Origin of the sequence: uncultured Roseobacter sp. (genome assembly GCF_947501835.1) — a bacterium.
In the GTDB taxonomy this organism is placed as follows: Bacteria; Pseudomonadota; Alphaproteobacteria; order Rhodobacterales; family Rhodobacteraceae; genus Roseobacter.
The window spans coordinates 25,360-52,055 of sequence record NZ_CANMXR010000004.1 but is presented as its reverse complement, the minus strand read 5'-3'; the positions used below and the strand labels follow the sequence as shown (position 1 = coordinate 52,055).

Genomic DNA, 26,696 nt, shown 5'->3' with positions numbered 1-26,696 from the left:
TTAACTCCTGTAACAGGCGGTTTCGATGGCGGTTGCGATATCTCGGGCATCGGGCATGTAGTCCCGCTCAAGCCGGTCGTTGTAGGGCACCGGCATCTCAGGTGCGCCCACGCGGACAACGGGTGCATCCAGCCAGTCAAAGGCCTGCTCCATGATGCTGGCAGCGATCTCTCCGCCAAAGCCGCCAAAGAGCGGCGCTTCATGCACCACGACAGCCCGGTTGGTTTTGCGCACCGAAGTCAGGATCGTCTCTATATCCAGCGGCTTGATTGTGCGCGGATCGATGATCTCAACGCTGATCCCCTTCTTGTCCAGCCGTTCGGCGGCCTGCTGGGCACGCTCAACCATCGCCAAGGTGGCGATGACCGTGCAATCGCGGCCCGGGCGAACGATGCGCGCCGTTCCGGGGGCGATTTCGTAGGGTTCCTCCGGGACAGGTGTCTCCGCCCCGAGATAGAGAAGTTTGTGTTCCAGAAAGACAACCGGATTGTCGGACCTTATGGCTGCGGCCATCAACCCCTTTGCATCATAGGCGGACGCGGGCGCATAGACCTCCAGCCCCGGCACATTGGCAAAGAGCATTTCCAGCGACTGCGTATGCTGCGCCGCCAGCCGGATGCCCGCCCCTTGCGGGCCGCGAAAGACGATTGGCACGCGCGCCTTGCCCCCCAGCATAAAACGCGCCTTGGCGGCCTGATTGACAATGGCATCCATCATCAGCGTGACAAAATCGAACAGCTGAATCTCGATGATCGGCCTGAAGCCACGCAGCGCCGCACCGACACCGCAATTGGCAAGAACCCCCTCGGCGATGGGTACATCGCGCACCCGTTCAGGCCCGAATGCTGCGTGCAGGCCCGTGCTGGTCCCAAAGATGCCCCCAACGGGGCCAACATCCTCGCCCATCAGGATCACCGTGTGATCGCGCGCCATCTCCTGATGGAAGGCCTCGTTGATCGCCATCTTGTAGGTTAGCGACCGTGTCCCGGGTGGTGGTTCCGGCAGATCGGGTTTACCGCGCGGCACCTTGACCATCTGCAAGGCGCTGGCAAGCTCCGGTTCGGGCAGGTCCGATGCCCGGGTGATCGCCTCCTCAACCGCCACGGCCACGCTCTCTTGCAGCGCTTCCAACACACTTGCGTCGACCTCGCCTGTCTCAAGCACAAGCGCCCGCTGGCGCGCAATCGGATCACGATCACGCCAGCTGGCTTCTTCGGTCTCGCTCCGGTACCCTTCGAGGTTGGCGCGCATCGAATGATCGTCCCAGCGATAGGTCATCGCCTCGATCAGCGTGGGGCCGTCACCTGCCCGGGCGCGCAACACGGCCTTTTCCACGGCCTCAAAAACTGCAACCGGCGCGTTGCCATCAATGACCGCATTGGGGATGCCATAGGCGTCGCCACGTGCCGCGATGCCCTTACCGGCGATCACGCTTTCCGTGGCCGTCGTCAGGCCGTATTGGTTGTTTTCGCAAAAGAAAATCAGTGGCAGCTTCCAGAGGGCACATAGGTTCATCGCTTCGTGGAATATCCCTTCGTTGGAAGCCCCGTCGCCAAAAAACGCGATCCCAACCGATCCGTCGCCGCCCAGCTTGGCCGCCAGTGCCGCCCCGGCACCAAGACCCATGCCCGCCCCGACGATCCCATTGGCCCCGAGAATGTTCAGGTCAAAATCCGCGATATGCATGGACCCACCGATGCCGCCGCAATAGCCTTCGGCTTTACCCATCAGCTCTGCGAACATCCGTCCGATGTCCGCCCCTTTGGCAAGGGTATGGCCATGCCCCCGGTGGTGGGTCAAAAGAAAGTCTCGCGGTTCAAGCGCGTGGCAGGCGCCGACGGCAATCGCCTCCTGCCCCACGGATGAATGCGCCGTACCTTTGATCACGCCTTTCAGGAACAACTCCTTGGCGCGTATCTCAAACTGTCTGATCCGCATCATCTGTTCCAGCAGCGCCAGATGGTCCTTCCCACTCAGCCGGTTTGTCTGAGGACGCGGGAGCGTATCGAGGATCGAAGCATCAGCCATGTCGGATCACTCGTAAACCAGTTGCGGCAGCCACAGCGACAGACCCGGCCAGAGCACAACGATGATCAGGGCGACAATCTGGATGCCGATGAAGGGCCACTGCGCGGCAAATATGTCCTGCAAGGTCACGCCCGATGGGGCCGCCCCCTTGAGATAGAAGCAGGCAGGCCCAAAGGGCGGCGTCAGATAAGCGATCTGCATGGACAGGTTGAAAACGATGCCGAACCAGATCGGATCATAGCCCAGCGACGTCAGCACCGGCAGGAAAACGGGCATCGTCAGGAACAGGATGCCGATCCAGTCGATGAAGAATCCCAGCAGAACGAAGACACCGATCATCACAGCGAGGATGACCGTGGGTTCGTCCGAGACACCGCCCAGCGTCGTGCGGGCAAAATCGATGCCCCCCATCAGATTGTAGACGCCGATGAGCGCATTGGTCCCGAACACCAGCCAGAACACCATGCCGCAGGTGCGCAGAGCCTGCACCAGCACATCGCGCAGTATCTCGAAGCTGAACCGTCCGCGAACCCATGCGGCAACCGCCGCGCCAAAGGCGCCGAGGGCAGCGCTTTCCGTGATCGAGGCAAACCCGGCATAGATAGACACCAGCACACCGCCTGCCACCAGCATCGGCAAAAGCACTCCGCCGAAAAGTCGGAGCTTCTCGCCCAATGGCATGTCGCGTTCCTCGGCGCTCAACGGTGGCCCCATGGCGGGATTCAACCCGCAGCGGATCAGGATATAGGTGATGTAAAAGCCCGCCAGCATCAGCCCGGGCATCAGCGTGGCCAGAAACAGGTGCGAGATGCTGACCTCTGCGGTGAGCCCATAGAAGATCAGGATGATCGACGGCGGGATCATGGTGCCCAGACTGCCACCCGCTGTGATCGTGCCAATGGCGAGCTTCTTGTCGTATCCCAGTTTCAGCATCTGCGGCAGGGCGATCAGCCCCAGCAGCACAATCTCTCCGCCGATGATGCCCGTTGTTGCGCCCAACAGCACCGCAACAAAAGTGGTGACCACGCCGATCCCGCCGCGCAGCCCGCCTGCCCAGACATGAAACGCGCGGTAGAGGTCACCTGCCACGCCGGATTTCTCCATGATTGACGCCATGATGACGAACATCGGCACCGCGATCACGGCAAAACTGTCAAGGAATTCCACCGTACGGCTGCCCACCACAAAGAGCGCATTCCAACCGAATTGCGTGACGGTCAGCACCACCGCAATCGCGCCGGACACGAAGGCCAGCGGCACGCCCAGCATCAACATCAACGCCATCGCCGCGATGATCAGCAGGGTGAGCGTGCCGATGTCCATCAGGATTTCCGCCGCGGGATCATGCGGTTCAGCACCAAGAGCAGAAACAACGCACAGCCCACGAAAAGGAGCGCCTTGAGGTAGCCCGGCAAAGGCGAATTGAGCGTGCTGCCTGAACGCTCAGGGTCCCATGCGCCGGAAATCGAAAACCGCCACAGCGCCTTTTCCGCCATCCGCCAGGACGCATAGCACAGGCCTGCAAGGTAGATTGCGCCCGCCGCAAGGCTGAGCCCGTTTGAAAACCGTGCCAGTCCCGGGCGCTTGTCCACCAGAAACGAAATGCGCATGTGGGTGCCCTCCGCCATGCAGAAGACCCCTCCGAACACAAACCCGAAAGAGGCCAGCAGGACCGATGTCTCATGGGCCCAGGTAGTGGGCGCATTGAACCCGTATCGGGCCGTCACCTCGTAGACCATGACCAGAATGATCGCGCCAAAGCACCAGGCCGTCATGCGGCCAAGCCAAAGTGCAAAGCGGTCCAGAATTGTCATTTGCGGCTCCGACGGGGGCCGACCCGCAAGCCGACCCCGATGATGGGGAGGATCAGTTCAGACCAATGGTGGCCATGAACGCTTTGTGGCTGTCGACGACAGCCTGCGCGTCGGCAGATTTGGCGCCCCAGTCGGCCCAGACATCATTTGTCATCGCGCGGAACTTCGATGCGTCCTCATCCCCGAACGCAATGAAAGTCACGCCCAGTTCATCTTTGGCTTTGGCTTCGGCGGCGGCATCTTCGTCGCTCAGGGTGGTTTGCAGGTCAGACGACATGGCGTTGCAGGCAGCTTCGAACTTCTGCTGGCTCTCGGCGGAAAGCGCATTCCACTTGTCCAGGGACACCGACATCTCGGTCACGGCCATGGAATGACGGGCCAGCACCGAGTACTTGGCCTGATTGTGCATGCCCAGCGCGACGTTCAATGCCACATTGGCAAGGTCGGTTGCATCCAGCACGCCGGTTTCCATCGCCGTGACGCTTTCGCCGACGCCCATTGTCACAAGCGCGGCTCCGGCACGGCTGAGCAGATCAGACGCCAGCCCCCCGGGCGCGCGCATCTTGATCCCATCGAGATCAGCGACCGACCCGATTTCGACCTTTGACGGGATCTGTTCGGATGGCCAGTAGACCGGACAAACCAGATGCAGATCGTATTTTGCATAGAGCGCACGCGCCAGTTCCAGGCCACCACCTTCGGTGAACCAACGGTCGCGTGTGGCGCTGTCGGGATAGGCGGCCAGAGTGTCGCCCAACACGCCAAGGGCCGCGTCCTTGCCCGCAAAGTAGCTGGGCGCGGTGTACTGCCCATCCAGCAGGCCGTTCTGAATGGCATCAATCGTCTCCCCCGCACCCACAACCGCACCGCCGGGCAACACGGTGATCGCGACCTCGCCGCCAGTGTCTTCTTTCAGTTTTGCGGCCATCGCCTCAAAGGCCTTGGTGGTCGATGCGTTTGCCCCAAGAAACGTCTGCATCTTGAGGTCGCTAGCACCCGCTGCGCTGGCAAATACGGCGGCACCTGCAGCCGCCAAGAGTTTCAGCTTCAGTGTCATTGTCTTTCCTCCCATTGAGTTATCTTGCGGCTCAGGCCGCTATTCTCAGTTTTGGCATTTGAAGTATCTCCCGCGTTTCCGCGACGCTCGCAGGCGCGCGACCCAGACTGCGGGCCTGGGCGATAATCTTGTCGATCACGTCGGCGTTGGTCATGTGGCGCGCGCCGTCCATATAGGCGTAATCGCCCAGCCCAATTGAGATATGGCCGCCCTGCCGGATAATGCTCTCGGTCAGTTGGAACAGATCGCCCTTGTAATTCACGACCGTCCACACCGTCTGAAAGTCTTTCGGCAGAAACGCCGTATGGGCATCCAGTCCGGCCTGCGTGCCCGGGTGACCAGCAAAGATGATCTCATCCGTCATGCAAAAGCAGACATAGGCCGGGTCTTGCAGCACGCCCATTTTCAGAAACTGTTCGATCTGCCGGGTAAAGCTCACATTCCAGCTGACCAGGTAGGGTTTCAGGCCATAGTGATCGATCCGCTCTGCGAAATACATCAGCGTCGCCGTCGAGTTCTTGTAGATCAGATCCGTGGTGTCATAGCTGCCGGTTTCCGGGTTCCACCAGTCCACATTGACGCTGCCGCAATCCATCGGCGCGAAGTCCGGTGCGGTATCGGCGGATTGCATCATCGCCTCGACGGCCGCGAACCGGTCGCGCGCATCCGCGTCATTGGCGACATAGCCGAGCGTGGGGTGGATCAGGATGTCAGACTGCGCACGGATACCTGCATTGGTTTCCAGGTAGAATTCGGGGGCGTGATCGGGGGCGCCGTCTTCTTTGCGGCCATGGTAGTGAAAAACGGATGCGCCCGCATCATAACAGGCCTTGGCATCGGCAATGATCTCATGCGGCAGGAAGGGCACATGCGGGTTGCCGCGGCGCGTCGCAAGCTCGTTCACACGCGCCTCGATGATGATCTTGTCCACGCTTATCTCCTCCCGAATGCGTCAATTTCTGACTGCGATTGCATCTTGCATAGAGCAGAATCACGAGATTGAATACAAAAAGTTATATATCTATTGCCGATTATCTCATTTATATATACCTTTAGATATATGACTGACACTGACTTCTCTCTGACTCATGATGTCACCGCCCTGCTGGGGGGCGTGTTTCCCGGGCATACGATGCAGCGTCTGCGCACACCTGACGGCAAGTATCGTTATACCTATGTCAGCGGCGAAGTTCAGGCGGCCTTTGGGCTGGATGCGACGGCACTCATGGCTGCGGAGGCGGTCGATCACGTCTGGATTCATGATGAGGATCGCCCGCGCTTTGTCGCCGCGCTGGAACATTCCGCCGCACAGCTGTCCACTTTGGACGAAGAGGTGCGCGTTGTTCTCCCGGGCGGAGGATACAAATGGGTCCGCTCCCTCGGACAGCCCCGTCGGATGGCGGATGGCACTGTGATCTGGGACGGCGTAGCGCTCGACGTCACCGACCGGCGCGAGGCCTTGCAGGCGCTTGAGCGGGCCCTGAGGGACGCGAAGCGGAATGAGGTTTCAGAAAGCCGCTATGCCGCCATCGCCGCTCAGGACATGTCCGCCCCGCTGAATGCGTTGAGCGACGCCATCGACCGTTTGATGGCCGCCGAAGAAAGCGGATCCTCCGGCCTGTCACCGCAAGCAGTGGAAGTGAGACGCAGCTTTGATGCCTTCACCAAAGCGCTCTCAGCTGCGCGCGCCATGGTCGAGGCGAGCCCGGCACAAAAGGAACGCGAACACAGCAGCCGGGTCGCCATAAGAGAGGCTCTGACGGCCCGACAGTTGGAGATCATGCAGATGGTGCACGCCGGCGCATCGAATTCAGAGATCGCGACCGCACTGTCCATCACCATTGGGACCGTCAAACTGCACATCTCGGCCATTCTCAAACGCACAAAAGCACGCAATCGCACCGAAGCCTCTCGCATGTGCTTTGGCTGACCCGCCACGAGCCGGACCCGCAACGCGGACCTGTCAATTTCACCCCGTCGATTTCAACCATTTTTCCAGGTCACGCTCTGCAGCCTCCAGCGTCTCGACATTTATTGTCCGCGTCACCAACGCGCGGTTCAATGCGCGCACGCGCTTGTTCAGGCTGATATTTTCATCATGTTCCTGCTCTACGCCCAGCTTGTCATAAAGGGACAACAAGCGGTTCTGTACGGTGCGCAGGGACATGCGGCGCCGTTTCGCAATCAGCTTATCCTGCAGGCCGAGGACAAGATCCAGCAGTACCGCAAATTCGCTGTCATTGAGCCGGGTGCGCGGGGAAGCGCTCTGCTTCTGGAGCCGGTGGATTTCCCGGTCCACCATGATCTGGCCCTCCACCAGAACCGCCCTCAGCGCCAGTTTGAGCCGGTCCGGTGACGCAGTTTTCAGAATGTAGCCATAGGCGCTGTCATCCGGAACAATCTGTGCGATCCCGCGCAGATAGGCGTCATCGGCATAGTTCGACCAAAACAAGACGCGGGTCAGAGGCCGTTCCGCCCATAGCGTACAGGCGGCCTCAATCCCGTTCCGCCGCTCCATCTGCAGGTCCATGACAACGGCGGAAATATCGCCCTGCCGTGCTGCAATCTCTCCTTCAGCACCGTCCACGGCGTGAATGATCTCGGTGACCTCGGGCAGCGCTTCGGACAGCGCATCCTGCAGATAGGAAGCGTGAAACTGATCATCCTCGACAACAAGGACTTTCATGACGGTTCCTCAAGTGTCACCCGCAGCGTTGTGCCATTCTCGCCCAGGATATCAAGCTGAGCCGAGATCAGCCGCGCTCTGGTCCGGATATTGGCGAGGCCTGACTGGCGCGGCAAATCCATCGGAATGCCGCAACCATCGTCGCGGATCGTCATCACCAGACCCTTTGGCGAGGCCTGTTCGAGGTTCACATCAATCTTGCGGGCGCCCGAATGACGGACAGCATTGTTGATGGCCTCCTGTGCAATGCGGAAAAGCGCGGTGCGCGCAGTGGATTCAAGCCGGTCCGCTGCGCCATTGGTCTGATCGGTAACCTCGATATCGATCGCTTCGATGCCGACCGCGCGCTCCAGATGCACCCGGACGGCATGCGCAAAGCCAAAAAGCTCCAGCAGCGTTGGCACAGCCGTATCGATGATCCGTCTGAGATCACCGATTGTCTCCGATATGCGGCGCGCCAGCTCTGAACCCTCTGGTGAGCCTTCTTTGTTGACGTCACGCAGCAGCCGCGTCAGATCCGCAAGGGTCTGATCATGCAGGTCCATTCCAATGCGCTGCTGTTCCTGCTCCAAAGCCTGGGTCAATTCCAGAGCGCCCCTGCGCAGCCCCTCTTCACGCGCGCGCGCTTCCTGTTCAAATTGCGTGGCGCGCTGTGCCAGCTCCGCCGTGTGCAGCGCGTGGAAGTAAGGCGACAGCGCATCCGCGATGTGCTGGGCCCGCGCCACAGTGTCCGCGTCATACCGCGCCGGTGTTGAGTGGGAGATGTTCAGCGTCCCAATCGGCTGGCCCATGACCTTCATCAGGACATGTACGCGTGACCGGAGCTTGTGATTGAAGATCGGCTCCGAACAGGCATCCTTGAAGGTCTGACGCGGATCCTGCATCGCGTTGTCACAGAGCATGTAGTCGCATTTGCCGGTCAAAAGATCCCGGATGGGCGACACATCCACGCGGGTGCGGGCGCGCGACCAGCGGGTGCGGATGCCCACCTCGTAGCTCGCCAACCAGCCGGGCCGGTCGATCAGGCACAGATCCGCATGTGTAAACGGAATCACCTCCGCAATCTCATCCGCAACCGCTTCGAGCGCCGAAGCAATGTCCGTCCGCTGCGCCAGATGCGCCGAAATCCGCAGGAAAACATCGCTGCGTTGAGGCGCCAGTTGAGCCTGAGACATAGCCTTTCTCCCTCGTACCCTGCGCGTTTACGCAAGTTTGCCGAGTCATACAGGGGATAAAAGCACCTTTTGGCCTGCAAAACTTGCGGGAACCCGCAACACATCTGCGGGCGACTGTCTTTACAGCTCACACGCACCAGCCGCACCCTTCCCCAGACTGTGCTCTCTTTGAGCAGGTAAACAGCGCATGAACATGCGCATTAGGGAGGAAAAAATGAAGATTTCGAAGATGCTGCTCGGCGCGGCGAGCATTGCCTTGATTGCGGGCGCAGGTCACGCAGGATCCCATTTGACCGACACATCAGACAAACGGATCGCCTTGTCGAACAACTATGCCGGCAACTCCTGGCGCCAGGCCATGCTGCAAAGCTGGGAGGAGATGGGCAGTGCCGCCGTTGCCGACGGCGTCGTCGCAGCCGCAGACGCCTATACCACCTCCGAGAGCCAGGCCACGGAACAGGCGGCACAGATCCAGAACCTGATCCTGCAGGGCTATGACGCCATCGTCATCAACGCCGCCTCGCCCACCGCCCTGAACGGCGCGGTCAAGGAGGCCTGCGATGCCGGGGTCACCGTCGTCAGCTTTGACGGTATCGTGACCGAACCCTGTGCGTGGCGCATCGCTGTCGATTTCAAAGCGATGGGCAAGGCAGAGGTCGACTATCTTTCGTCACGTCTGCCGGATGGCGGCAAACTGCTGGAAATCCGGGGCCTTGCCGGCGTGTTCGTTGACGACGAGATCAGCGAGGGTATCCACGCGGGCGTTGAGGAACACAAACAGTTCGAGATCGTCGGCTCCGTACATGGCGATTGGGCACAGGATGTGTCGCAGAAGGCTGTCGCAGGCATTCTGCCATCCCTGCCCGAGATCATCGGTGTTGTAACCCAGGGTGGCGATGGCTATGGCGCAGCACAGGCCTTCAAAGCTGCCGGTCGCCCGACGCCGCTTATCGTTCTGGGCAACCGTCAGGATGAAATGCAGTGGTGGGCGGATCAGCACGCCGAGAATGGGTACGAGACGCTGTCGCTTTCCATCGCGCCGGGTGTGTCCACGCTGGCCTTCTGGGTGGCGCAACAGGTGCTGGCCGGTGAAGAAGTACCAAAAGATCTCACGGTACCTTTCCTGAAGGTGACGCAGGACACATTGCAAGAGACGCTGGCCAACACGCCCGAAGGGTCGGTGGCCAATGTGACCTACGCGCTGGAAGATGCCCAGGCGGTCATCGCAGAGGCCAATTAATCTTTCTTCCGCGCGGGCGGGTGGGCTTTGAGGTCTGCCCGCCTGTCTTTTTTGTGGAGCGCTCATGACTGAATACGAGAGTGCGCCGATCGTCACGCTGACCGGGGTCAAGAAACACTTCGGACCGGTGCGTGCGCTGGACGGTGTCAGCCTGTCGATCGCGCGGGGGGACTGCATCGGTCTGGTGGGGCATAACGGCGCCGGTAAATCCACCTTGGTCAATCTGATCAATGGCGGGCTTCAGGCCAGCGAAGGTGATATCGCCTTTGACCTTGGCGGTACGGCCATGCAGGCGGGTGTACGCTCCGTCTTTCAGGAGCTTTCCTTGTGTCCAAACCTGACCGTGGCCGAGAACCTGCGCATCTCACACAACGCACTCAAAGGGATCCACTGGCGCCGCCAAGCGCGCAGGGAAATACGCGCCAGCCTTGATGAGGTTTTTCCAAACCACGGCATAGACGCGGATACCGAGGTTGATACCCTGAGTATTGCCGAGCGCCAGATGGTCGAAATCGCCATTGCCTTTGCGCCGCGCGGCACAAGTGCGCGGCTCGTTATCCTGGACGAGCCCACGTCGGCGCTGGATGCCGGGATCGCCAGTCAGCTGATCGCACACGTCAAACGGTTCTGCGCGGCGGGCGGTGCTGTGGTCTTCATCTCGCACATGCTGGGGGAAATCTTTGAGGTCGCCAACCGCATTACAGTGCTGAAAGACGGCCATATTGTCGCCGAACACCCGACGGAGGACTTCACCCGGCAGGCGCTGGTCGATGCCATGGGCCATGTGGCGGCAGATGATCCCGAAACAGCAATCGTCGCACATGCCTTTGGTGCAGAGGTTGTGCGGACACCGCAAGGGCTGGCCGCACGGGTCGGCGAAATCGTCGGGTTGTCCGGGCTGGCCGGTCACGGACAGGCGGCCGCACTGGCACAACTCTTTCTGTCGCGCTCCTCCGCCTGGCGCAGCGGCACATCGCCTGATGTGGTCTTCGTGGCCGGGGACCGGCAACGCGACGGCGTGCTGCCGCTGTGGTCGATCCTGCAAAATATCTCCATCTCCGTATTGAGACAGGGCGCAAAGCTGGGACTGGTCGATACAGCCGGTGAGGCCCGCGTTGCCGCAGACTGGAAAGCGCGCATCGGCATCCGGACCGATGACGTCCAAAACCCGATCCTGTCGCTGTCAGGCGGCAATCAGCAAAAGGTACTCTTTGCCCGCGCGCTGGCCAGTCCGGCGCCTATCTTCGTCATGGATGACCCGATGCGCGGTGTGGACATCGGCACCAAACAGGACGTCTATGCCATGCTGCGCGCCGAGGCCGCGCGGGGCCGTACCTTCCTGTGGTATTCGACCGAGACCGAAGAGGCTTGCCAATGCGACCGTGTCTTTGTGTTCAGAAACGGCGCGATCAGCGCCGAACTGACCGGCCCGGACATCACCGAAGAGAAAATACTGGAGGCTTCTTTTCAGATGCAGACCGCGTCATGAACGCCTTGTCCCGTTACAGGATCCTTCTGCCGGTGGTATCTCTGGCCGTTCTGCTCGCCGCCACATTCTGGATGCAGCCCCGCGCGATGAGCTATTTTGGACTGAACCTGCTTTTCAACCTCGCCGTGCCCATCGCTTTGGCGACCATCGCGCAGATGATGATCATCATGGTCAACGACATCGATCTGTCGCTGGGCGCCTTTGTCAGCCTCGTGGCCTGCATCACCGCGACCTATCTGCTTGACACCCCTGCCCTGGGTCTTGCCATGCTTGTGGCACTGATCCTGGGCTATGCCGCCTTGGGCGCGATGATCCACGCGCTGGAATTGCCCGCGATCGTGGTCACCCTTGGCATGTCCTTTGTCTGGGGCGGATTGGCACTTTTCATCCTGCCCAGCCCGGGTGGCGCCAGCCCCGACTGGTTGCGCGCCCTGATGACCGTCAAGCCGCCATTCGCCCCCATGGCCGTGGTGGCATCGATCCTCATCGCCATCCTCACGCATTTTCTGATCATCCGCTCCGGGATCGGCACGGTTTTGCGCGGGGTTGGCGGCAACACCAGATCGGTCGCGCGCGCCGGGTGGTCGGTGTTGAAACTCAAGGCCTGTGCCTACGGGATGGCCGGGTTTTTCGGCGTGCTGGCGGGCATGGCGCTGGTCGGTCTGACGACTTCTGCGGACGCCAACATCGCGCTGCGCTACACGCTGCTGTCGATTGCGGGTGTGATCCTTGGCGGTGGTGAATTCGTCGGTGGCAAGGTCAGCCCCGTAGGCGCGGTAATCGGCGCGCTGACACTGACGCTCGCGGCATCTTTCCTGAGCTTCCTGCGCCTCTCCCCGGACTGGCAGATCGGCGCGCAGGGAGCGATCCTGATCCTGGTGCTGACGGCACGGCTGATCTTCAGCCGGAAAGGCGGCGAGACATGACCCTCCTGTCCAAACCGTGGATCTGGTCGTGGAGCGCCGCTGCTCTGACGTTTGCACTGACCATCGGGCTGACATCCGGCCGAGGCGCGGGAGAGCTTGCCTATGCCGCACTGAGTTTCGGGGCGTTTGCGGCTATCGTCGGGTTGGGTCAAATGCTGGTGATCACGCTCGGGCCGGGCAACGTCGACCTGTCGATCCCGGCGACGATGACACTCGCGGCAACGCTGGCGCTCAAGGCGATGGCGTCGATGCCGGGCACCGCCCTTCTGGGCCTGATGATTGCCCTGGCCGTCGGGTTGGGCGCGGGGCTCGCGAATTACGCGCTCATTTTCCTTTTGCGATTGCCGCCGATCATCGCGACGCTGGCGGCCTCGCTGATCTACCAATCGCTCGCGATCTGGTCGAACCGCGGGCTGCGGATCAAACCGCCACAGGAGTTGGCCGAGTTTGCCACGGGTCGATTTCTCAGCATCCCCAATGTCGCCTGGGTCGGGCTTGCCCTCGCCTTTGTCGTTTGGATCGTGCTGGAACGTTCCGTCTGGGGGCGATGGCTCCTGGCAACCGGACAGAACATGCGCGCGGCCCGGCTCGCTGGCGTGCCAGTCGAATTTGTCCGCGCCACAACCTATCTGAGCGTCAGCGTCTTTGCCGGTCTCGCGGGCTACCTGCTGGCCAGCTTCTCCGGGGGCGCCGCCCTGAACATGGGCGCAGAGTACCTGCTGATGTCGATTGCCGTCGTTGTGATCGGCGGCAGCTCGATTGCGGGCGGCAATTCCAACGTCCCGGGGGTCTGGGGCGCCTCGCTTTTCATGTTCCTCGTGATCTCGATGCTCAACAGCTACGGCGCTGCAGCAGGCGCCAAGAACGTCCTCACAGGCACGATTGTCATCGCCATTGTGATCGCCGCAAGCACAAGGAAGGGTCGCATATGATTTCGACACCCCCGCATTTGGAAATTCACGATGATCGCTTTAGAGCCCTGGCTCACCCCATGTCTGAGCTTGAACTCATCGCGGAGGGGTTCACCTGGACAGAAGGGCCCGTCTGGTTCGGCGATCATGATTGCCTGTTATTCTCCGACATTCCCAGCCAGCGCATCCTGCGCTGGTCCGAGGCCGAAGGGCTGTCGATCTATCGCACCGCGTCCGGGTTCAACAACGGCAACACCCGCGACCGCGAGGGGCGCCTGATCGGCTGTCGTCACGGATACCGCGATGTGGTGCGCACCGAAACCGATGGGCGCCTGACGGTTCTCGCTGACAGCTTCGAGGGCAAGCGGCTCAATTCACCAAACGACGTGATCGTCGGATCGGACGGCACGATCTGGTTCACGGATCCCACCTATGGGATCATTTCGAATTTCGAGGGCTACAAGGCTAATCCTGAACAATCCTCCCGCAACGTCTACCGGCTGGGAACAGATGGGGAGTTGAGCGCGGTCGTCACAGATTTCGCGCAACCCAATGGGCTGTGTTTCTCGCCCGATGAGACCCGCCTGTATGTCGCGGAGAGTGGCTCCAGTCACGATGACACCGTGCCTTCGGTGATCCGGCAATTCAAGGTGATCGGGGCGGGACTGCGGGATGCGGGGGTCTTCGCCACCATCGACACCGGGCTGCCGGATGGAATGCGCTGCGATGCTCAGGGCAATCTGTGGTCCTCTGCCGCCGATGGCGTTCATTGCTTTGCGCCAGACGGCACGCTGCTCGGCAAAATACGCGTCCCGCAGGTTGTCTCCAATCTTTGTTTCGGTGGTCCCGACGGCTATCGTATGTTTATCACCGCAACGAGCGGGGTATATCGCATCTTTGTCGATGTGAAGGGCGCCGAAAGCTGGACCCGCGGCAGGTCATAACCCCCTTGGACGATCCCTCACCAGCAGCGATCAGTCGAGGTCTGACTAGGGCCGGGCTTAACTCTCTAAACATACGCTCGACGCGCATACGTCCGCAGAATGTGGGCGTCATAAAGAGGCATTGCCATCACCTCATCTCCGATCACGGTGGTCGCGGGGGATAAATGGCGGACCTTCGGCAATCTGGTCGAACAGCCTGGGCCAACCGCCAGGCCTTTGCTGACCGGACACTTGTCAACCCAACCTTGCCGTATCATGTGCTCTGTGAGCGGATCATATTCTGACGTCGGTCCAGCACCTGCACAATTTATGACAAATCCGGTCTCATGAACCAGTTCTTTCCCTTCGGTGTCGCGGATCAAGACTCTGGCCCGATCATCGTCATGCTCAATTTCCACAACCATGCCCTTGATCATACGGGCCTTACCCCTCTGGATCAGCTTGTGCATATCAACAATGGTGTCGCGTGTGCCGCCGCGGAGCCAAAACCGTAAAGTCGCGGGGACTTGGCGCGCTTCGGCGCTTTCACTGACATATGTTGACACGCCATTCTCAAGGAAATGGGCCCGAAAACCGGCCCGGATTTCGCGCATCTCGTCGCCTTGATCTCTCGCAATCTGAATCGCTTCAGATACCTCATCTAAAAATGACTTGGCCGAGGCGTGGCCTGTCGACAGTTTCGGTTTTGTTAATTTGCGCGGTATGCGTGGGATCAACGGCGGCGGCACTTCACCATCGGGGGCGCAGGCAACAAACCGCAAAGCGTCTTCCGGAATGATGCTCTGACACAACCGCAAGGCGTCCAACATCGCCGCATTGCCGCCGATACAAAATATCTCTGCGCCACGTCTGACATGCTCAGCAATACGTTTTTCATGGCCAAAGAGGGTCGGCGCGCTGAACCGGCCATCGTCACCATCAATGCGCAGGTTTGACGGACCGCCTGGCGCGACATCGACAGAATCCGCGACAATGGTTTGACCGTCCGCTGTTTCTATTTGGAGCATCCCATCCACTTCTGCGATCAAAATGGCGCAGACATCCATCAGCCGGACTTTCACCCCAGCTGCGCGGAGTTTTTCCATCCGTTCTTCGGCTTGTGCGACGACAAAATCGCCATAGAGCTCACGTGGTGCGTTAACGCCATATACATCCCCGGCGGCTGCAAGCGGCTGCGCTGCGGCGAGCCAATCCGGCCTTCGCCCGCGCATAATGTTTTGAACGTCACCCCAACGTTCAGATAGCCAGTGCGCAAATGCAGGATCAATATCGTCGGCCGGCGAATTCAGCAGGTAAGCAAAGCGCCAGGGAGTATCCTTTTCTCCTGCCGCATAGGCCACGCCACGCCCGAGCTGAGAGGCGTTCTTGCCCAGAACCACCAGTTCATCGCCCGCATTCAGCTGACAATTCTCAATGAAGGCCACCGCTGTTATCCCATCGCCAACAACGACATGCGAACGCGCGCAGGGGTTTTCTGGCGAGGTATCTACATTCATTCTTGCTCCACTTCTTTCGGTCCGCTGTCTAATGAGGTGTACAGGGTCCGGTCAATGTTGCGAATAGCCGTATAGACGGGTGGTGAGACATATTTTGGTTTGGGCAGACATTGATGCTGCACCATCGACACAGGCCTTCCCACTCTGGATCAGGGGAGTAGAATAGGTATCATCACGCATCAGCCTGACATGACCCCGGATCTGCCCGAGGATTGCAACTTTGGTAGCGCGGCGTTTTAACTGAACGCGCTTTCGATCACGACCAAGGGCATTACACCCTCGGTCAGAAAGCTGCTTGGGCGTTGATTTCAGGGGGGGGGGGTCATAGGAAGCGCCCCCCCGAATGTATCAGTGTGGAGAGGGCCACTTTGCAGGGCACATGGAGTATGATCGACAAAGGAATGTGCCAAGGACAGTGACCGACACAGCGCACCAAGTTACGGCCCAGGTGAGATGATGGCGATCTAGCTCAGCGCTGCTTTGAGGTGAGCCATCTGGATGATCTATCCGCGCAGCGCATAGCCAAATGGTCAAAGGGCCTGCCCGCGAACGTGAGTGCCGCGCTGTTATGTGCCAGTGTCATCGGTTGAAGATCGGAGCGGTTAGCTCGCTGATGTCCCAAGGGCTCTGAGGTCGTTATAGACGGTCGCGCGGCTGACACCGATGGCGCGGGCCACGGCATCTGCCGCTTTGGATCGGTCAAAGACGTCGCGCTCGATCAATATCTTGAGCAACCGGCGCCGGTTCTCGACGGAGAGCGATGTGCCTGAAATACCCTTCTCAATCCGCCAGTCCGCGACAAACTTGTTGAGCGTATCCAGCCAGTCGTCCGCAAGCGGGTTGTCGTGATCATCAGATGGGATCGATATGAACCGCGACAGGTCTGCGTGCGCTGCAGCAAATCGTGAGGTGTCCATGTTAATGCACAACAGCGAAGCAGGATCGCCGACGTCATTTCTGAACAGAATACTGATAGATTTTATCTGCTGGCCGTCAGGGTTTGTTTTGCGGTAAGGCCCAAAGACGGGTCCATAATCTTTTCGCGGATTGATGCCGTCGATGAACGACGGATCACCGATCTGACGATGTGATAATTGCCCGGCAATGTGGCTGATCGTCTGTGTTTTCAAATCGTGCAGAACCACTTCTGCAAAGGGATCGAACAGCTTTACAAGCGCATCGCAGATGTTGATCAGATCGGTTTGAGGCGTATTCGCCGATTCTGGCAGATTAAGGGTCACTGGATGATGTGTCCTGCGTAAGGATCGGTTGCAGAGCGGCCCGATCAAAATTTGCCCCGCAAAGCATGACAACATTTGTTTGCCCCTTGGGCAGGTCGGGCTCGGACATATAGGCCGCCAGTGCAAGCGCTGCTGCTCCTTCCACCAACAAATTCTCGGTCCAGGCCAGATGACGCAACGCATCTTCAATCTGTTCTTCGGAGCAATGTACAACCCTGTCGATGACTTCGCGCGCAATCGGAAGAGTCAGTGAGTCGTGATCCATACCTCCCGCGCATCCATCCGCGAGCGTCGGCAGATGCTCGGTGTCGACAACATGACCCGCCTTAAGGCTGGCGGCCAAAGCACCGGAGTTTTCAGCACTGACGCCAACGACTTCGATCTCGGGCGCGCAGGTCTTGAGGATCGCACCAATTCCGGAGATCAGACCGCCACCTCCCATGGAGACATAAACCCGGTCAAAACGCGGCACCTGTTCCAAAAGCTCCAGCGCGATGGTGCCCTGCCCCGCCATGATGGCGTTGTCGTTGTAGGGAGAGACGTAAACATACCCTTTGTCAGCAGCCATCGCGCGCGCGTACCGTTCTGCCAAACCGGAATCGCCAGCATACAGGATGGGCGTGGCACCATCGCGCTCAATCTGCGCCAGTTTTGCCTTAGCAACTGTCTCAGGCAGAACCACGCTCAGGTCGTGCCCCATGATCTGCGCTGCATGGCCACATGCGATACCGTGATTGCCAGAAGACGCAGTGATCAGCGGTGTTGTTACCGGCAGCGTGGACAGCTTTGATATCGCGCCCCGCAGTTTGAACGATCCCGTGGTCTGGAAATTCTCACATTTGAAGATCAGGTCAGAGCCCGCAAACCGGTCATCGCGTGAAGTAAGGCAGGGCGTTTCCACAATTGCATGCCGATTGTGGTTGCGCGCCGCAAGCGCGTTCGTAGCCAGTGCTAAAACTGCGGGGCTAGGTCCCATTAGGCCGGCCACCCTCTGAAAGGGCGATTTGGGCCATCATTGAAGGTATCTGGGCCGCAGCCATCGAATTCTTGCGGTATCGGGTCGTCTAACATCTACCTTATCTCAATTTATACAAAATCATTTAATATTAGACTATATTGTATACAATGGAGAAACAAGGCACTCCCACGTTACAATGCACCCACCCGCCTATTGTTCGGAAAGATGTTCAGGCACATTAGGATTTCCGCTGGCTCGGGATGCCGCGCGACACGCGATACCGACTGTGATGGGCAGTACTTGCTGAGCTTTTTAGGGTATTACCCGCCTGCAAGACGTTCCGTGGTATCCTCAACCGTTGGGATTGCTTCGAAAAAATCGCGTTCTCTGCCGCGCAATCGGGGGACCTTACTCAACGCGCTCAGCATCAGCCAATCGGGGACCTGCCTGCGGTAGACTTCCTTGCCTTCTATCGAGATGTGGCCCGATGCAATTTCATCGCGAAGATTGCGAAAGCCGCGCCAGGCTTCAACAAAGCGTTTGATATCCGCCGACACCGTCACATCGACCTCAAAGCCTGGAAACTTCAGGCACATATCCACACCACCGTCCTCAACGACCAGCCAGAACCGGCTGAAACCTTTATGCGTCCCTGAGAATTCAAACTCCATCACGGTCCGGCCGGGCGGCATGGCCGCAATGTTCAGGCGCGTGTGCATGCTCCAGGCCAGAAATGCGGGATCAAGGTCTGCATGCTCCATATCGCGGGACCACTTCTGCCCCCAGGCCGCAAGGCTCATGATGATCGGACCGAGCTCTTGCGCGGCTTCGGTCAGCTCATAGGAAAACCCTCGGCCATTTGGCAGGGCCTGCCGCGTGATCAGACCCGCCTCCTCAAGGTGCGCCAGTCGCTTGCTTAGCAATGTTGCCGAGATCTTCGGCACGCCCCGATGTATGTCGTTGAACCTTGTGCAGCCATCGATCACGCGACTGATCACCAGCAATGTCCAGCGTTCGCAGAGAACCTCCGCCGCCAAGGCAAGCGGGCAATACTGGCCATATCCTCTGTAAGGCATCGTAGTTTCCTCGATCTGGCAAATGACATCCCGATGCTAGGAGGCCCCGGGTGGTCAGACAACTCTCGAATCTGTAGTTACTCCATATTCGTCAGTATCGAGCGTCACCGAATCGCGACAGCATGGCCACGAGATTGAAGATACAGAGGGCGGCGCGCTGCGATGCTAGATGAAGAACAACAAACCCGGTTCTCAAATTCAGGTGTCCCAATTGTATTGCCGGATGTGGCGGAGTTCGAAAGCCGGTGCCAATTGTGGAACAGCATGATTGACCGCAGGCCCATCGCAATCGCAGCCTGCAAGAACAAGCGCGATGTGCAGAACGCCGTAGAGGTCGCGAAAACACTCGGGCTGAAAATCTGTATCAAAGGCGGTGGCCACAACATAGCGGGCGCAGCCATGGCAACCGGTGCATTGATGATCGATCTCTCAGACATGCGCGATGTCGTGGTCGACCCCGAGACCCGCGTTGCCTATGTGCAGGGCGGCGCGACGCTGGCTGATGTAGACCGTGCGACGCAGGTGCATAACCTTGCCGTTCCCCTCGGAATTGCGTCAGAGACCGGCGTGGGCGGGCTGGCGCTTGGTGGCGGCATGGGATGGTTATCCCGGCAATTTGGACTGACATGCGACAATCTGCTGGCCGCGGAGATCATCCTCGCGAATGGCACAGTGACGCGTGTGGAATCCAATACACACCCGGATCTTTTCTGGGCCTTGCAGGGCGGTGGCGGCGGGCTTGGCGTGGTAACGCAGTTCGAATTCCGCCTGCATCCCGTTGGACCAAAAGTTCTGTTTGGGCCAACGGTGTTTGCATTGGAAGACGGCTATAAGGCGCTGCGGCTCTGGGATGCGTTTCTGAAATCCGCATCACATCATGCAACCATCTGGGTCGACATCGCGATGGCGCCGCCCGCGCCTTTCCTGCCGCCACACGTTCACGGCACACCGGTTGTTGTCTTGCTTCAATTCTGGGCCGGCAATGTCGATGAAGGTGCGGATGCGCTTGCCGCGATACAGGAGCATCCCGATGCGCTTGGAAGCTGGGTAATCGAACGCCCGTTTGTCGAGGCCCAGCAGTTCATTGACGAGGCTTACGCAAAAGGCGCGCGCAACTATTGGTCGCCTTCGGCGCATTTGGCGTTGACTGACGAATTGATTACAAGACTTTTGGACATCGGTGCCACCTTGCCATCAAAGGGATCCGATATCCTGCTATGCGGTCTTGGCGGTGCCATTGATGACGTTGCCCCGGACGCGACGGCATACCCTCATCGCGGCACTCGGATCATGGCTGTGCCCGGCGCGCGTTTTCACGATGAAGCACAGGATGAAACGATGATCGCCTGGGCAAAACAGGCGGGCGCCTCCCTTGCAGCGCTCGGGTCAAGCGCCGCCTATGTGAATTTCATATCAGAGAGCGGCGGTCGTCGCGCGGACGCTTTCGGGGCCAATCAGGCACGCCTGAAACAGATCAAAACGCGATACGATCCCGACGGCATGTTTCTCGGAGCGCGCGACAGTCTTCGGGCCGCCGACAACTAGCAGACCCTTGAATGCTCAAGAAAAACTAACCGGCCATTGCCCTTTTGTGCCTAGATTAACCGACTGACTTTTCGATAAAATCCACCGTCAACGGACCAGACAAATTTCTGGAACTTGAACTTCGAGCCATGTCAAATTAGGTTTGGGTTACTGGAATGGAGATTTTATGTCCCGGTAAAGGGGGGAGGCACAAAGCTTCCCAACACAGTCTCAAGATTTGAAAGCACCGCTGGACTCTTTTCGGCGGTCTCTTGAGGCGCAATATCAGACAACATCTGACCCTTTACGCCTGAACCTTGCTCAGAGCCGAGACATGAAAGCGTCCCATAATGACACGTGACTATTCCAAATTCTTTCCTCCGACCCCAAAAAACGAAAAACCGGAGCGGCAACGCTCAATCCTCGAAACCCACGGCTGGCAGCCGTTTTTTGCGCAACAAATCAGCGTTGAAGAGCTGATGGAGACGCCGCCTTCGCGTGTGATTGAAGTTCACCGTAACGGGCTGCACGTGATTGGCGACGCCATTGATGAAACGCTTCCGCCGCGCGCGGATGCGACCGTCGGCGACTGGCTGATGCTGGACCGCAGTCATCCGATCAAAAGCCGCGTGTTGGAACGCAAAAGCCTTTTGAAACGTCGCGCACCGGGGACCGACCGGCAAGAACAGCTGATCGCCGCCAATATCGACACCTGCTTTGTCGTGACCTCCTGCAACCAGGATTTCAACATAGCCCGGCTGGAACGCTACATCGCCCTCTGTTTTGAGGCTGAGATTACGCCCGTGATCGTCCTGACGAAGGTCGATCTCGCCACCGGTTTTCAAACCTATGTCGATCAGGCGCGGGAAATCTCCGACCGTGTGCCCGTTGTCGCCCTTGACGCACGCGGCAGCGAACCCAGAACAGCGCTGGCAGAGTGGTGTGCACCTGGCCAGACAGTTGCGTTTCTCGGATCGTCCGGTGTGGGAAAATCAACGCTGACAAACGCGCTGTCCGGCACAGACGGGATTGAAACGCAGGGCATTCGTGAAGCTGACGCAAAGGGCCGCCACACCACCACGCGGCGACAGTTGCACCTGGTACAAGGCGGATGCCTTGTCCTGGACACACCGGGCATGCGCGAGGTGCAACTGACGGATGCGGCATCCGGCATTGAGGATCTATTCGCGGACATTCATGCGCTGTCGCTCCAATGTCGGTTCAACGACTGCCAGCATGAAACCGAACCTGACTGTGCCCTTATCAAAGCGCTTGAGGCGGGACAGATCGATATGGCCAGACTGCAACGATGGCGCAAATTGGTGGCAGAAGAAGCGTTCAACTCTGCCAGCCTGGCCGAAAGGCGCAGCAAGGACAAAGCATTTGGCAAGATGGTGCGCCAAATCACGCAACAGAAATCCAGGAACAAGCGACCCGGGCACTGACACGACAAGCAAGATCGTCTGGCGCGATTTCTTCGCGACAATACACAAAATTAGGTTGTCACGGTTTCAGACCATGCGGCGGCAACTGGCATTGCCAGCCTTTCTTGGGCACGACCGCACATAGGATACCCCAATTCGCGGGCAAGACGTCGATGCAACCGCGGGTCAGGCTAAGACACCAACCAGGGTGATCCTACGCCTGACCCTTGAGGAACACCATCTGCCCATCGTCCGCGCTGGCAGATTCAGAAAGGGCGCCAAACCGGTGCCACGTATCGGCTGTGCTGAAGCTGAGGCGATTTTGCGCGCCTTATTGGGTATAGCAATGGATCGGCACACCAAAGGTGGCAGCCTTGAAAAGCGTGGTATCCGGACATTTCGCCTGATCTATCGCTCGATGAGCACTTGAGAGAAATCGCACCAGAGGGCAACCACAAACGCCATCAGATCTGCGGGGGACATGATTGCAATCGCCAGAGTGGCGCAGGTCAGGTGTCGGCATTGGCTGCATTCCGCCGCAAGGTTTCACATTCACGACCCCGTGCTTGCTGCACGAGCGGCTTTCCAACTAAGGCTAAAGCCCGGCAACCGACTATGATGCCACGGAGGGCTAGATCATCGCCGACGATCAGACATTACCTGAAGACATCCGAATTTTCACCACAACACCCGATGGCCCGACGGTTGAAACCTCAGATATGGTCGTCAGCTATCCGGGTCTCGAGCGGCGCGCTCTGCCGGGCAAGGCGCCGCTGGCCAACACGATTTCGGTCCATCTTCATCAGTTCCTGCGCCAGAACGGGATCAGCACGCATTTCGCTGCTCGGTCAGGATCGCAGGCGCAGGCGGTTTTTGAAACGGTCCAACTTCCCTTCGACTTGATGGTGCGCAACCTCGCCACGGGCGATCTGGTCTCGGAGTTCGGGCTTCAGCAGGGACACCAGCTGATCCCGCCGCTGGTTGAATTCTTCGTGCGCCCGGACAGCCTCGACAAACGCCCCACACGCGTGTCTGAAAACCATCTGCTGGCCTTCAATCTCATTGATCCCGAAGACATCGGCGGTGTGGTCGATTTGGCCCTTCGGATCAATGATCTGCTCACCGGGGCATTTTTCGGAATTGGTGTCCAGCTGGAAGACATTCGGATGGAATTCGGCGCTCACTTTATCGAAGGCAGCCCGCTGCCGGTCATCATGCTGGTCTCGGAGCTCAGCCCGGATGTCATATGCCTGCAGGATATGGACAGCGGTGATATTCTGGACCACCGCATTGCGTTTGCCGGATCGGGCGATGGACTACGAGGGTACAGTGAGATCATGCGGCGCTTTCATCTGGATTCAGCCAGCGCCGTTTTGGAACGGCAGAAGACACCTTAGCTCCACAGGAGCTTGATCAGTGCATCCAGGCCCATCGCGGCGCCGATAAACACGATAATATAGGGAGACGTCGCGCCCTTCTGGCGCGGCTGGATGCCAGGATGCTGGCGCCATTCCAGCACGGTCAGAATGGTCGAGACGACAATGATGATCAGCACCAGGATCATGTCCAGACGTGGACCGGTCAGCCAGATGTTGATGCTCCAGACAATGATCAGAAACACGCCCAGCACAATCCGGTAGGAGGCGCGCGGCATCATCATGAGGTCGTCTCCTGTTCATAGCTGATTACCAACATCATACGGGTCAGAAAGCCCCATCTTTGCTTCCTGAAGGCCCCAAGGAATTTGCGTCTCTTCCGCAGACCTTCTTGCGCAAATTCGACGACCGCATGCGGGATCGGCATGTGGTCGCCATCAATGACAGAGTTCATTCCGATAGACTGGTACATCATCTGGCTCGTCCGGTCTTTGTTCAGAGACCACTGCAGGTCTGGAACTCTGTCCTGACACAGCGAGCCGATCAACGCGGCCGTATCCTTGCACAGCTCAAATGTGAAATCGGTCAGATAGTAGTCCTGATCTTGCGGGTGCTGATAGAGATCGCCGTGCTGCATAATAAAGCATTCAAGGTTTTCCAATTCGTCCGCGTCAAATCGTTCACGGGTGCGAATAACCCCTTCTGTCCCGAGAAAGTGCAGCAGCTTGTTAACCCGTTCGGGCATCTGCGCAACCCAGGTCGCCAGCATTGCATCCGCCGCCTCAGGCCCAAGGGTCCATTGCGTGTAGCCGTCCCAATCGAAGTCGATCAGGTAGTATTCGGGCGCCTCAGCACTCATGCTGCGTCCCTCTCAAAAGAAAGAGGTGCAGAGCTGTCGATGTCGCCGCGCGCCCTGATCCGATCATGAAAGCCGCTAAAATCCAAACAGCCCACCCCCTCCGCTGCGTGATGGCGTGCGGGTTTCCACCGGGGTCGCGATGCCTGTGGGTGCCACAAGTGAGCCACTGCGCAACGGGCTGCGCGATCCTGACCAAACCTCGGCTGGGGCTGCCGGTCGGTTGAACAGATTTCCAACCGAGGATGTCAGGGAGTTCCACCCCGACGAGACCGCCGATGCAGCATCTGCCGTGCGCTGACCGACATAGGAGTTGGCAACGTAATCTGCGGCCTGCGTCGCAGTGCGCCCGACGTATCGTGCACCGGTGTCCACGCCCCTCAGCGTCGCACCGATGACAGGCTCGGCCCGCGCGACCTGGCGGTTGACCCAACGGTCAACAGGCGTGTCTTCGTAAGCGGTGCCCGCAGCCACGGCCGTGCCCGCGCCGACGGCGAACGCCCCGGGGCCGGTGAGCGATGTCGCCCCCGCGCCGGCGATCCCTGCGCCGCCCGCGACTACAACGTTGTCCGCACGTTGCGCCGCGGCAGAGATACCCGCCGTCCAGCGTTCGTGCCAGGGGGCAGAGGCCGGCGTGTTGGTGCCAGCCACAACACCGTGCACCAGCGGATCGGCGACAACCAGTGCCCGGCCCCCCCAGCGCAGCGCCTGATTGCCGACCGCTGACCAGTTCGGGCCATGGTTCACCACGATTGATCCTGCATTCGGGCCCGAGGTCGCCGCGTTCACCGCACGCCCACGACTATCGACAAAGTTGAATCCCTGCTGGGCGACATTGGGTTGCACCACGGTCGTGTTGCCCAATCTGGGGCGTCCAAGCTCAAAAGTGACCGAATTCACCCCGAAATTCTGACCGGTCCTGACCATTGTCGCACCGCCCTGCAAGGAGCTTGCATAGTTGCGCACCTGTGGCGTCATCCGCACATTGGAGACGGCTTTCCGCTCGACCAAGTCAACCGCATTTGGATTGGTTGGTGCTGGCGCAAAGCTGTCGGGGAAAAAACCGGTCGCACCGGTGGCACCGCGCGGCAGGCTGGTACTGTAGGCCGTTGTAAACTTGCGCTGGGAAAACGGTGTGAGGCTGCCTCGGTTCTGAAACGAAGTGCCGTGCCGGTAATTCCGCGTTACAGTCGATGCCCGCCGATTTTGCGCATAGTTCTGCAACCCCTGTGCCGTCATCGTAGCGCCCGTATAGGACGCCAGATGACCTGCGGCACTGGCCGCCTGCACGGTTGGCCCCGGCTGTCCGGTCATATCGTGGCCTATCTCCAGCCCGGCCCTGTTGGCCGCCTGACGCCGCTCCTGATCGGCGGCGTAACGCGCTGCATAGGACTCTGATGCGGCTGCGCGGGACGGATAGCTCGCGCGGCTCCGGGTCGGTGTTGTTTGGAGAGAGGACGTGAAGCGAGAGGCATTGGCATGCGTAACGGACGCCGGGCTGCTGGCAGGGCGCGTGGTAGATGGCGTCGTGATTGAGGCCCTGGGCGTTGTCTGCAGCGAAGACGTGAAGCGCGATGCATTCGCGCGGGTTACGGGGCTGCTGCCGGAGCCGGTCGAGCCGCTGTTGCGCGACGTTGTTGGCGACGTTTCAGCGACCAGTGTAGGACGAGACGTTGGCGTGGGTGATGATCCGCTGTTGCCCGAAGGTGCCGACGTGGTGCGCATCGAGGAGGTATACCGCGACGCTGTCGACCGTGTCAGGCTCGCCGATGATGAGCGATCGGACTCTTCGCCGGAAGAGAAAGACCGGCTGCGGGACGCGCTGCTGCTTGGTGTGGACGGTGCTGAATATGACCGGGTGGTCGCAGTGGAGGGCGTGGAATAGGATCGCGTGGTCGTGGTGGAAGGCGACGGGCTGGTCGACATGGAAGACGTATAGCGGGACGCGGCGGAGCGCGACAGGCTGCTTGGCCGCGATGTGGTCGTTGTAGAGGAGGTTGACGGCGAGGACGACGTGTACCGCGAGGCCGTCGATCGAGACACGCTGCTGGGGCTGCTGTACGTGCTGCGCGAGGGTGTCGAGGACGTGGTCGTGGACATTGACGATGTGTACCGCGATGCAGCCGCGCGTGACAGGCTTCCAGTGCTTGGCGAGGTGGTCGACGAGGGGGTAAGCGTTGTCGACGAAGTAAAGCGAGACGCTGAGGCGCGCGACATGCTGCCCGAGGAAGACGAAGAAGAACTTGAGCTCGAGCCGCTACCACAGAATGCATTGAGGCCCGAGGTGGGATTGCGCGCTGCCAGCGGGCTGCCCACGGTGATCACCGCCAGGTCGATCCCCAGCTCTTCGGCTATCCTGTTGTGCATTTCGGGCGACAAGGAGCCACCACGCACCACGCGTTCGCCAAGTTTGACATGAATTGGAGCCTGCATCGGATCATACATCGTCATCACCTTATCCCTCGCTAAATCGAA

At 59.5% G+C, this 26,696-nt stretch carries 25 protein-coding genes; 11 read left to right on the top strand and 14 right to left on the bottom strand.

Annotation, left to right across the window (positions count from 1 at the left end):
- From Q1A20_RS09460 to Q1A20_RS09440, 5 genes are read right to left on the bottom strand one after another with little or no spacing between them, the layout of a single operon-like run.
- The gene (locus Q1A20_RS09460; RefSeq protein ID WP_299916810.1) at positions 1 to 2,028 is read right to left on the bottom strand and encodes a dehydrogenase E1 component subunit alpha/beta; all 2,028 of its coding nucleotides are present in this window, start codon (positions 2,026 to 2,028) and stop codon (positions 1 to 3) included.
- Between the two features lie 6 nt (positions 2,029 to 2,034).
- Positions 2,035 to 3,351: a TRAP transporter large permease subunit gene (locus Q1A20_RS09455; protein ID WP_299916809.1), complete on the bottom strand. Its 1,317-nt coding sequence runs from the start codon at positions 3,349 to 3,351 to the stop codon at positions 2,035 to 2,037.
- Complete coding sequence (locus Q1A20_RS09450) at positions 3,351 to 3,842, bottom strand: TRAP transporter small permease subunit (RefSeq protein WP_299916808.1); 492 nt, start codon at positions 3,840 to 3,842, stop codon at positions 3,351 to 3,353. The genes Q1A20_RS09455 and Q1A20_RS09450 overlap by 1 nt, the downstream gene beginning before the upstream one ends.
- 52 nt (positions 3,843 to 3,894) lie before the next feature.
- Positions 3,895 to 4,899, bottom strand: a complete 1,005-nt coding sequence (dctP, locus tag Q1A20_RS09445) for a TRAP transporter substrate-binding protein DctP (RefSeq protein WP_299916807.1) — start codon at positions 4,897 to 4,899, stop codon at positions 3,895 to 3,897.
- Positions 4,900 to 4,930: 31 nt separating this feature from the next.
- A complete protein-coding gene (locus tag Q1A20_RS09440) occupies positions 4,931 to 5,830 on the bottom strand; it encodes a 3-keto-5-aminohexanoate cleavage protein (protein WP_299916806.1) in 900 nt (299 codons plus the stop codon).
- 129 nt (positions 5,831 to 5,959) lie between these two features.
- Between Q1A20_RS09440 and Q1A20_RS09435 the strand changes: the two genes are divergently transcribed.
- Positions 5,960 to 6,829 (top strand): LuxR C-terminal-related transcriptional regulator, encoded by an 870-nt coding sequence (locus Q1A20_RS09435; protein WP_299916805.1) that lies wholly within the window; start codon positions 5,960 to 5,962, stop codon positions 6,827 to 6,829.
- Between the two features lie 39 nt (positions 6,830 to 6,868).
- On the opposite strand, the gene Q1A20_RS09430 is transcribed toward Q1A20_RS09435, so the two are convergent.
- Positions 6,869 to 7,585, bottom strand: a complete 717-nt coding sequence (locus Q1A20_RS09430; protein ID WP_298972747.1) for a response regulator transcription factor — start codon at positions 7,583 to 7,585, stop codon at positions 6,869 to 6,871.
- Positions 7,582 to 8,760, bottom strand: a complete 1,179-nt coding sequence (locus Q1A20_RS09425; RefSeq protein ID WP_299406825.1) for an ATP-binding protein — start codon at positions 8,758 to 8,760, stop codon at positions 7,582 to 7,584. The genes Q1A20_RS09430 and Q1A20_RS09425 overlap by 4 nt, the downstream gene beginning before the upstream one ends.
- Before the next feature lie 214 nt (positions 8,761 to 8,974).
- On the opposite strand from Q1A20_RS09425, the gene Q1A20_RS09420 reads away from it, so the two are divergent.
- The 5 genes from Q1A20_RS09420 (at position 8,975) to Q1A20_RS09400 (ending at position 14,270) form a co-directional block, all read left to right on the top strand.
- On the top strand, positions 8,975 to 10,000 hold the full coding sequence (locus Q1A20_RS09420) for an ABC transporter substrate-binding protein (protein WP_299406822.1): 1,026 nt from the start codon (positions 8,975 to 8,977) through the stop codon (positions 9,998 to 10,000).
- A gap of 64 nt (positions 10,001 to 10,064) precedes the next feature.
- Complete coding sequence (locus Q1A20_RS09415) at positions 10,065 to 11,489, top strand: sugar ABC transporter ATP-binding protein (protein WP_299916804.1); 1,425 nt, start codon at positions 10,065 to 10,067, stop codon at positions 11,487 to 11,489.
- A complete protein-coding gene (locus Q1A20_RS09410; protein ID WP_299916803.1) occupies positions 11,486 to 12,415 on the top strand; it encodes an ABC transporter permease in 930 nt (309 codons plus the stop codon). The genes Q1A20_RS09415 and Q1A20_RS09410 overlap by 4 nt, the downstream gene beginning before the upstream one ends.
- Positions 12,412 to 13,347 carry an ABC transporter permease gene (locus Q1A20_RS09405; RefSeq protein ID WP_299734514.1) on the top strand — a complete coding sequence of 312 codons (936 nt, stop codon included), beginning with the start codon at positions 12,412 to 12,414 and terminating at the stop codon, positions 13,345 to 13,347. The genes Q1A20_RS09410 and Q1A20_RS09405 overlap by 4 nt, the downstream gene beginning before the upstream one ends.
- 59 nt (positions 13,348 to 13,406) lie before the next feature.
- Positions 13,407 to 14,270 carry an SMP-30/gluconolactonase/LRE family protein gene (locus Q1A20_RS09400; protein WP_299916802.1) on the top strand — a complete coding sequence of 288 codons (864 nt, stop codon included), beginning with the start codon at positions 13,407 to 13,409 and terminating at the stop codon, positions 14,268 to 14,270.
- A 65-nt stretch (positions 14,271 to 14,335) separates the two neighbouring features.
- Here the strand turns inward: Q1A20_RS09400 and Q1A20_RS09395 are convergent, their stop codons facing one another.
- The 4 genes from Q1A20_RS09395 to Q1A20_RS09380 form a co-directional block, all read right to left on the bottom strand.
- Positions 14,336 to 15,766, bottom strand: a complete 1,431-nt coding sequence (locus Q1A20_RS09395) for an FAD/NAD(P)-binding protein (protein ID WP_299916801.1) — start codon at positions 15,764 to 15,766, stop codon at positions 14,336 to 14,338.
- A gap of 602 nt (positions 15,767 to 16,368) precedes the next feature.
- Positions 16,369 to 17,007 (bottom strand): PAS domain-containing protein, encoded by a 639-nt coding sequence (locus tag Q1A20_RS09390; RefSeq protein WP_299406808.1) that lies wholly within the window; start codon positions 17,005 to 17,007, stop codon positions 16,369 to 16,371.
- Positions 16,997 to 17,983, bottom strand: coding sequence for a pyridoxal-phosphate dependent enzyme (locus tag Q1A20_RS09385; protein ID WP_299406805.1), 987 nt, complete (start codon positions 17,981 to 17,983; stop codon positions 16,997 to 16,999). The genes Q1A20_RS09390 and Q1A20_RS09385 overlap by 11 nt, the downstream gene beginning before the upstream one ends.
- A 302-nt stretch (positions 17,984 to 18,285) precedes the next feature.
- Complete coding sequence (locus Q1A20_RS09380) at positions 18,286 to 19,041, bottom strand: helix-turn-helix domain-containing protein (protein WP_299916800.1); 756 nt, start codon at positions 19,039 to 19,041, stop codon at positions 18,286 to 18,288.
- Between the two features lie 162 nt (positions 19,042 to 19,203).
- On the opposite strand from Q1A20_RS09380, the gene Q1A20_RS09375 reads away from it, so the two are divergent.
- The 3 genes from Q1A20_RS09375 (at position 19,204) to Q1A20_RS09365 (ending at position 23,386) form a co-directional block, all read left to right on the top strand.
- Positions 19,204 to 20,586 carry an FAD-binding oxidoreductase gene (locus tag Q1A20_RS09375; protein WP_299916799.1) on the top strand — a complete coding sequence of 461 codons (1,383 nt, stop codon included), beginning with the start codon at positions 19,204 to 19,206 and terminating at the stop codon, positions 20,584 to 20,586.
- Positions 20,587 to 20,915: 329 nt separating this feature from the next.
- The gene (rsgA, locus tag Q1A20_RS09370) at positions 20,916 to 22,010 is read left to right on the top strand and encodes a ribosome small subunit-dependent GTPase A (protein WP_299406798.1); all 1,095 of its coding nucleotides are present in this window, start codon (positions 20,916 to 20,918) and stop codon (positions 22,008 to 22,010) included.
- A gap of 614 nt (positions 22,011 to 22,624) precedes the next feature.
- Complete coding sequence (locus tag Q1A20_RS09365; protein WP_367180888.1) at positions 22,625 to 23,386, top strand: phosphoribosylaminoimidazolesuccinocarboxamide synthase; 762 nt, start codon at positions 22,625 to 22,627, stop codon at positions 23,384 to 23,386.
- Here Q1A20_RS09365 and Q1A20_RS09360 read toward each other — a convergent pair.
- From Q1A20_RS09360 to Q1A20_RS09350, 3 genes are all read right to left on the bottom strand, one after another.
- The gene (locus Q1A20_RS09360; protein ID WP_299406792.1) at positions 23,383 to 23,649 is read right to left on the bottom strand and encodes a hypothetical protein; all 267 of its coding nucleotides are present in this window, start codon (positions 23,647 to 23,649) and stop codon (positions 23,383 to 23,385) included. The genes Q1A20_RS09365 and Q1A20_RS09360 overlap by 4 nt on opposite strands.
- Positions 23,646 to 24,224 carry a hypothetical protein gene (locus tag Q1A20_RS09355; RefSeq protein WP_298972722.1) on the bottom strand — a complete coding sequence of 193 codons (579 nt, stop codon included), beginning with the start codon at positions 24,222 to 24,224 and terminating at the stop codon, positions 23,646 to 23,648. Before Q1A20_RS09355 ends, Q1A20_RS09360 begins: the two co-directional genes overlap by 4 nt.
- Positions 24,225 to 24,299: 75 nt before the next feature.
- Entirely contained in the window at positions 24,300 to 25,535 is a 1,236-nt protein-coding gene (locus tag Q1A20_RS09350; RefSeq protein ID WP_299406789.1) for a hypothetical protein, read from the bottom strand.
- Between the two features lie 160 nt (positions 25,536 to 25,695).
- Between Q1A20_RS09350 and Q1A20_RS09345 the strand changes: the two genes are divergently transcribed.
- The gene (locus tag Q1A20_RS09345) at positions 25,696 to 26,106 is read left to right on the top strand and encodes a hypothetical protein (RefSeq protein WP_299916798.1); all 411 of its coding nucleotides are present in this window, start codon (positions 25,696 to 25,698) and stop codon (positions 26,104 to 26,106) included.
- Positions 26,107 to 26,199: 93 nt separating this feature from the next.
- Positions 26,200 to 26,640, top strand: coding sequence for a hypothetical protein (locus tag Q1A20_RS09340; protein WP_299916797.1), 441 nt, complete (start codon positions 26,200 to 26,202; stop codon positions 26,638 to 26,640).
- Positions 26,641 to 26,696 lie beyond the last annotated feature (56 nt).

Coding starts and splice junctions, on each gene's coding strand:
- Q1A20_RS09460 (WP_299916810.1), bottom strand. CDS start 2,028: ATGGCTGATGCTTCGATCCTCGATACGCTCCCGCGTCCTCAGACAAAC.
- Q1A20_RS09455 (WP_299916809.1), bottom strand. CDS start 3,351: ATGGACATCGGCACGCTCACCCTGCTGATCATCGCGGCGATGGCGTTG.
- Q1A20_RS09450 (WP_299916808.1), bottom strand. CDS start 3,842: ATGACAATTCTGGACCGCTTTGCACTTTGGCTTGGCCGCATGACGGCC.
- dctP (WP_299916807.1), bottom strand. CDS start 4,899: ATGACACTGAAGCTGAAACTCTTGGCGGCTGCAGGTGCCGCCGTATTT.
- Q1A20_RS09435 (WP_299916805.1), top strand. CDS start 5,960: ATGACTGACACTGACTTCTCTCTGACTCATGATGTCACCGCCCTGCTG.
- Q1A20_RS09430 (WP_298972747.1), bottom strand. CDS start 7,585: ATGAAAGTCCTTGTTGTCGAGGATGATCAGTTTCACGCTTCCTATCTG.
- Q1A20_RS09425 (WP_299406825.1), bottom strand. CDS start 8,760: ATGTCTCAGGCTCAACTGGCGCCTCAACGCAGCGATGTTTTCCTGCGG.
- Q1A20_RS09420 (WP_299406822.1), top strand. CDS start 8,975: ATGAAGATTTCGAAGATGCTGCTCGGCGCGGCGAGCATTGCCTTGATT.
- Q1A20_RS09415 (WP_299916804.1), top strand. CDS start 10,065: ATGACTGAATACGAGAGTGCGCCGATCGTCACGCTGACCGGGGTCAAG.
- Q1A20_RS09410 (WP_299916803.1), top strand. CDS start 11,486: ATGAACGCCTTGTCCCGTTACAGGATCCTTCTGCCGGTGGTATCTCTG.
- Q1A20_RS09405 (WP_299734514.1), top strand. CDS start 12,412: ATGACCCTCCTGTCCAAACCGTGGATCTGGTCGTGGAGCGCCGCTGCT.
- Q1A20_RS09400 (WP_299916802.1), top strand. CDS start 13,407: ATGTCTGAGCTTGAACTCATCGCGGAGGGGTTCACCTGGACAGAAGGG.
- Q1A20_RS09395 (WP_299916801.1), bottom strand. CDS start 15,766: ATGAATGTAGATACCTCGCCAGAAAACCCCTGCGCGCGTTCGCATGTC.
- Q1A20_RS09385 (WP_299406805.1), bottom strand. CDS start 17,983: ATGGGACCTAGCCCCGCAGTTTTAGCACTGGCTACGAACGCGCTTGCG.
- Q1A20_RS09380 (WP_299916800.1), bottom strand. CDS start 19,041: ATGCCTTACAGAGGATATGGCCAGTATTGCCCGCTTGCCTTGGCGGCG.
- Q1A20_RS09375 (WP_299916799.1), top strand. CDS start 19,204: ATGCTAGATGAAGAACAACAAACCCGGTTCTCAAATTCAGGTGTCCCA.
- rsgA (WP_299406798.1), top strand. CDS start 20,916: ATGACACGTGACTATTCCAAATTCTTTCCTCCGACCCCAAAAAACGAA.
- Q1A20_RS09360 (WP_299406792.1), bottom strand. CDS start 23,649: ATGATGATGCCGCGCGCCTCCTACCGGATTGTGCTGGGCGTGTTTCTG.
- Q1A20_RS09355 (WP_298972722.1), bottom strand. CDS start 24,224: ATGAGTGCTGAGGCGCCCGAATACTACCTGATCGACTTCGATTGGGAC.
- Q1A20_RS09350 (WP_299406789.1), bottom strand. CDS start 25,535: ATGACCGGACAGCCGGGGCCAACCGTGCAGGCGGCCAGTGCCGCAGGT.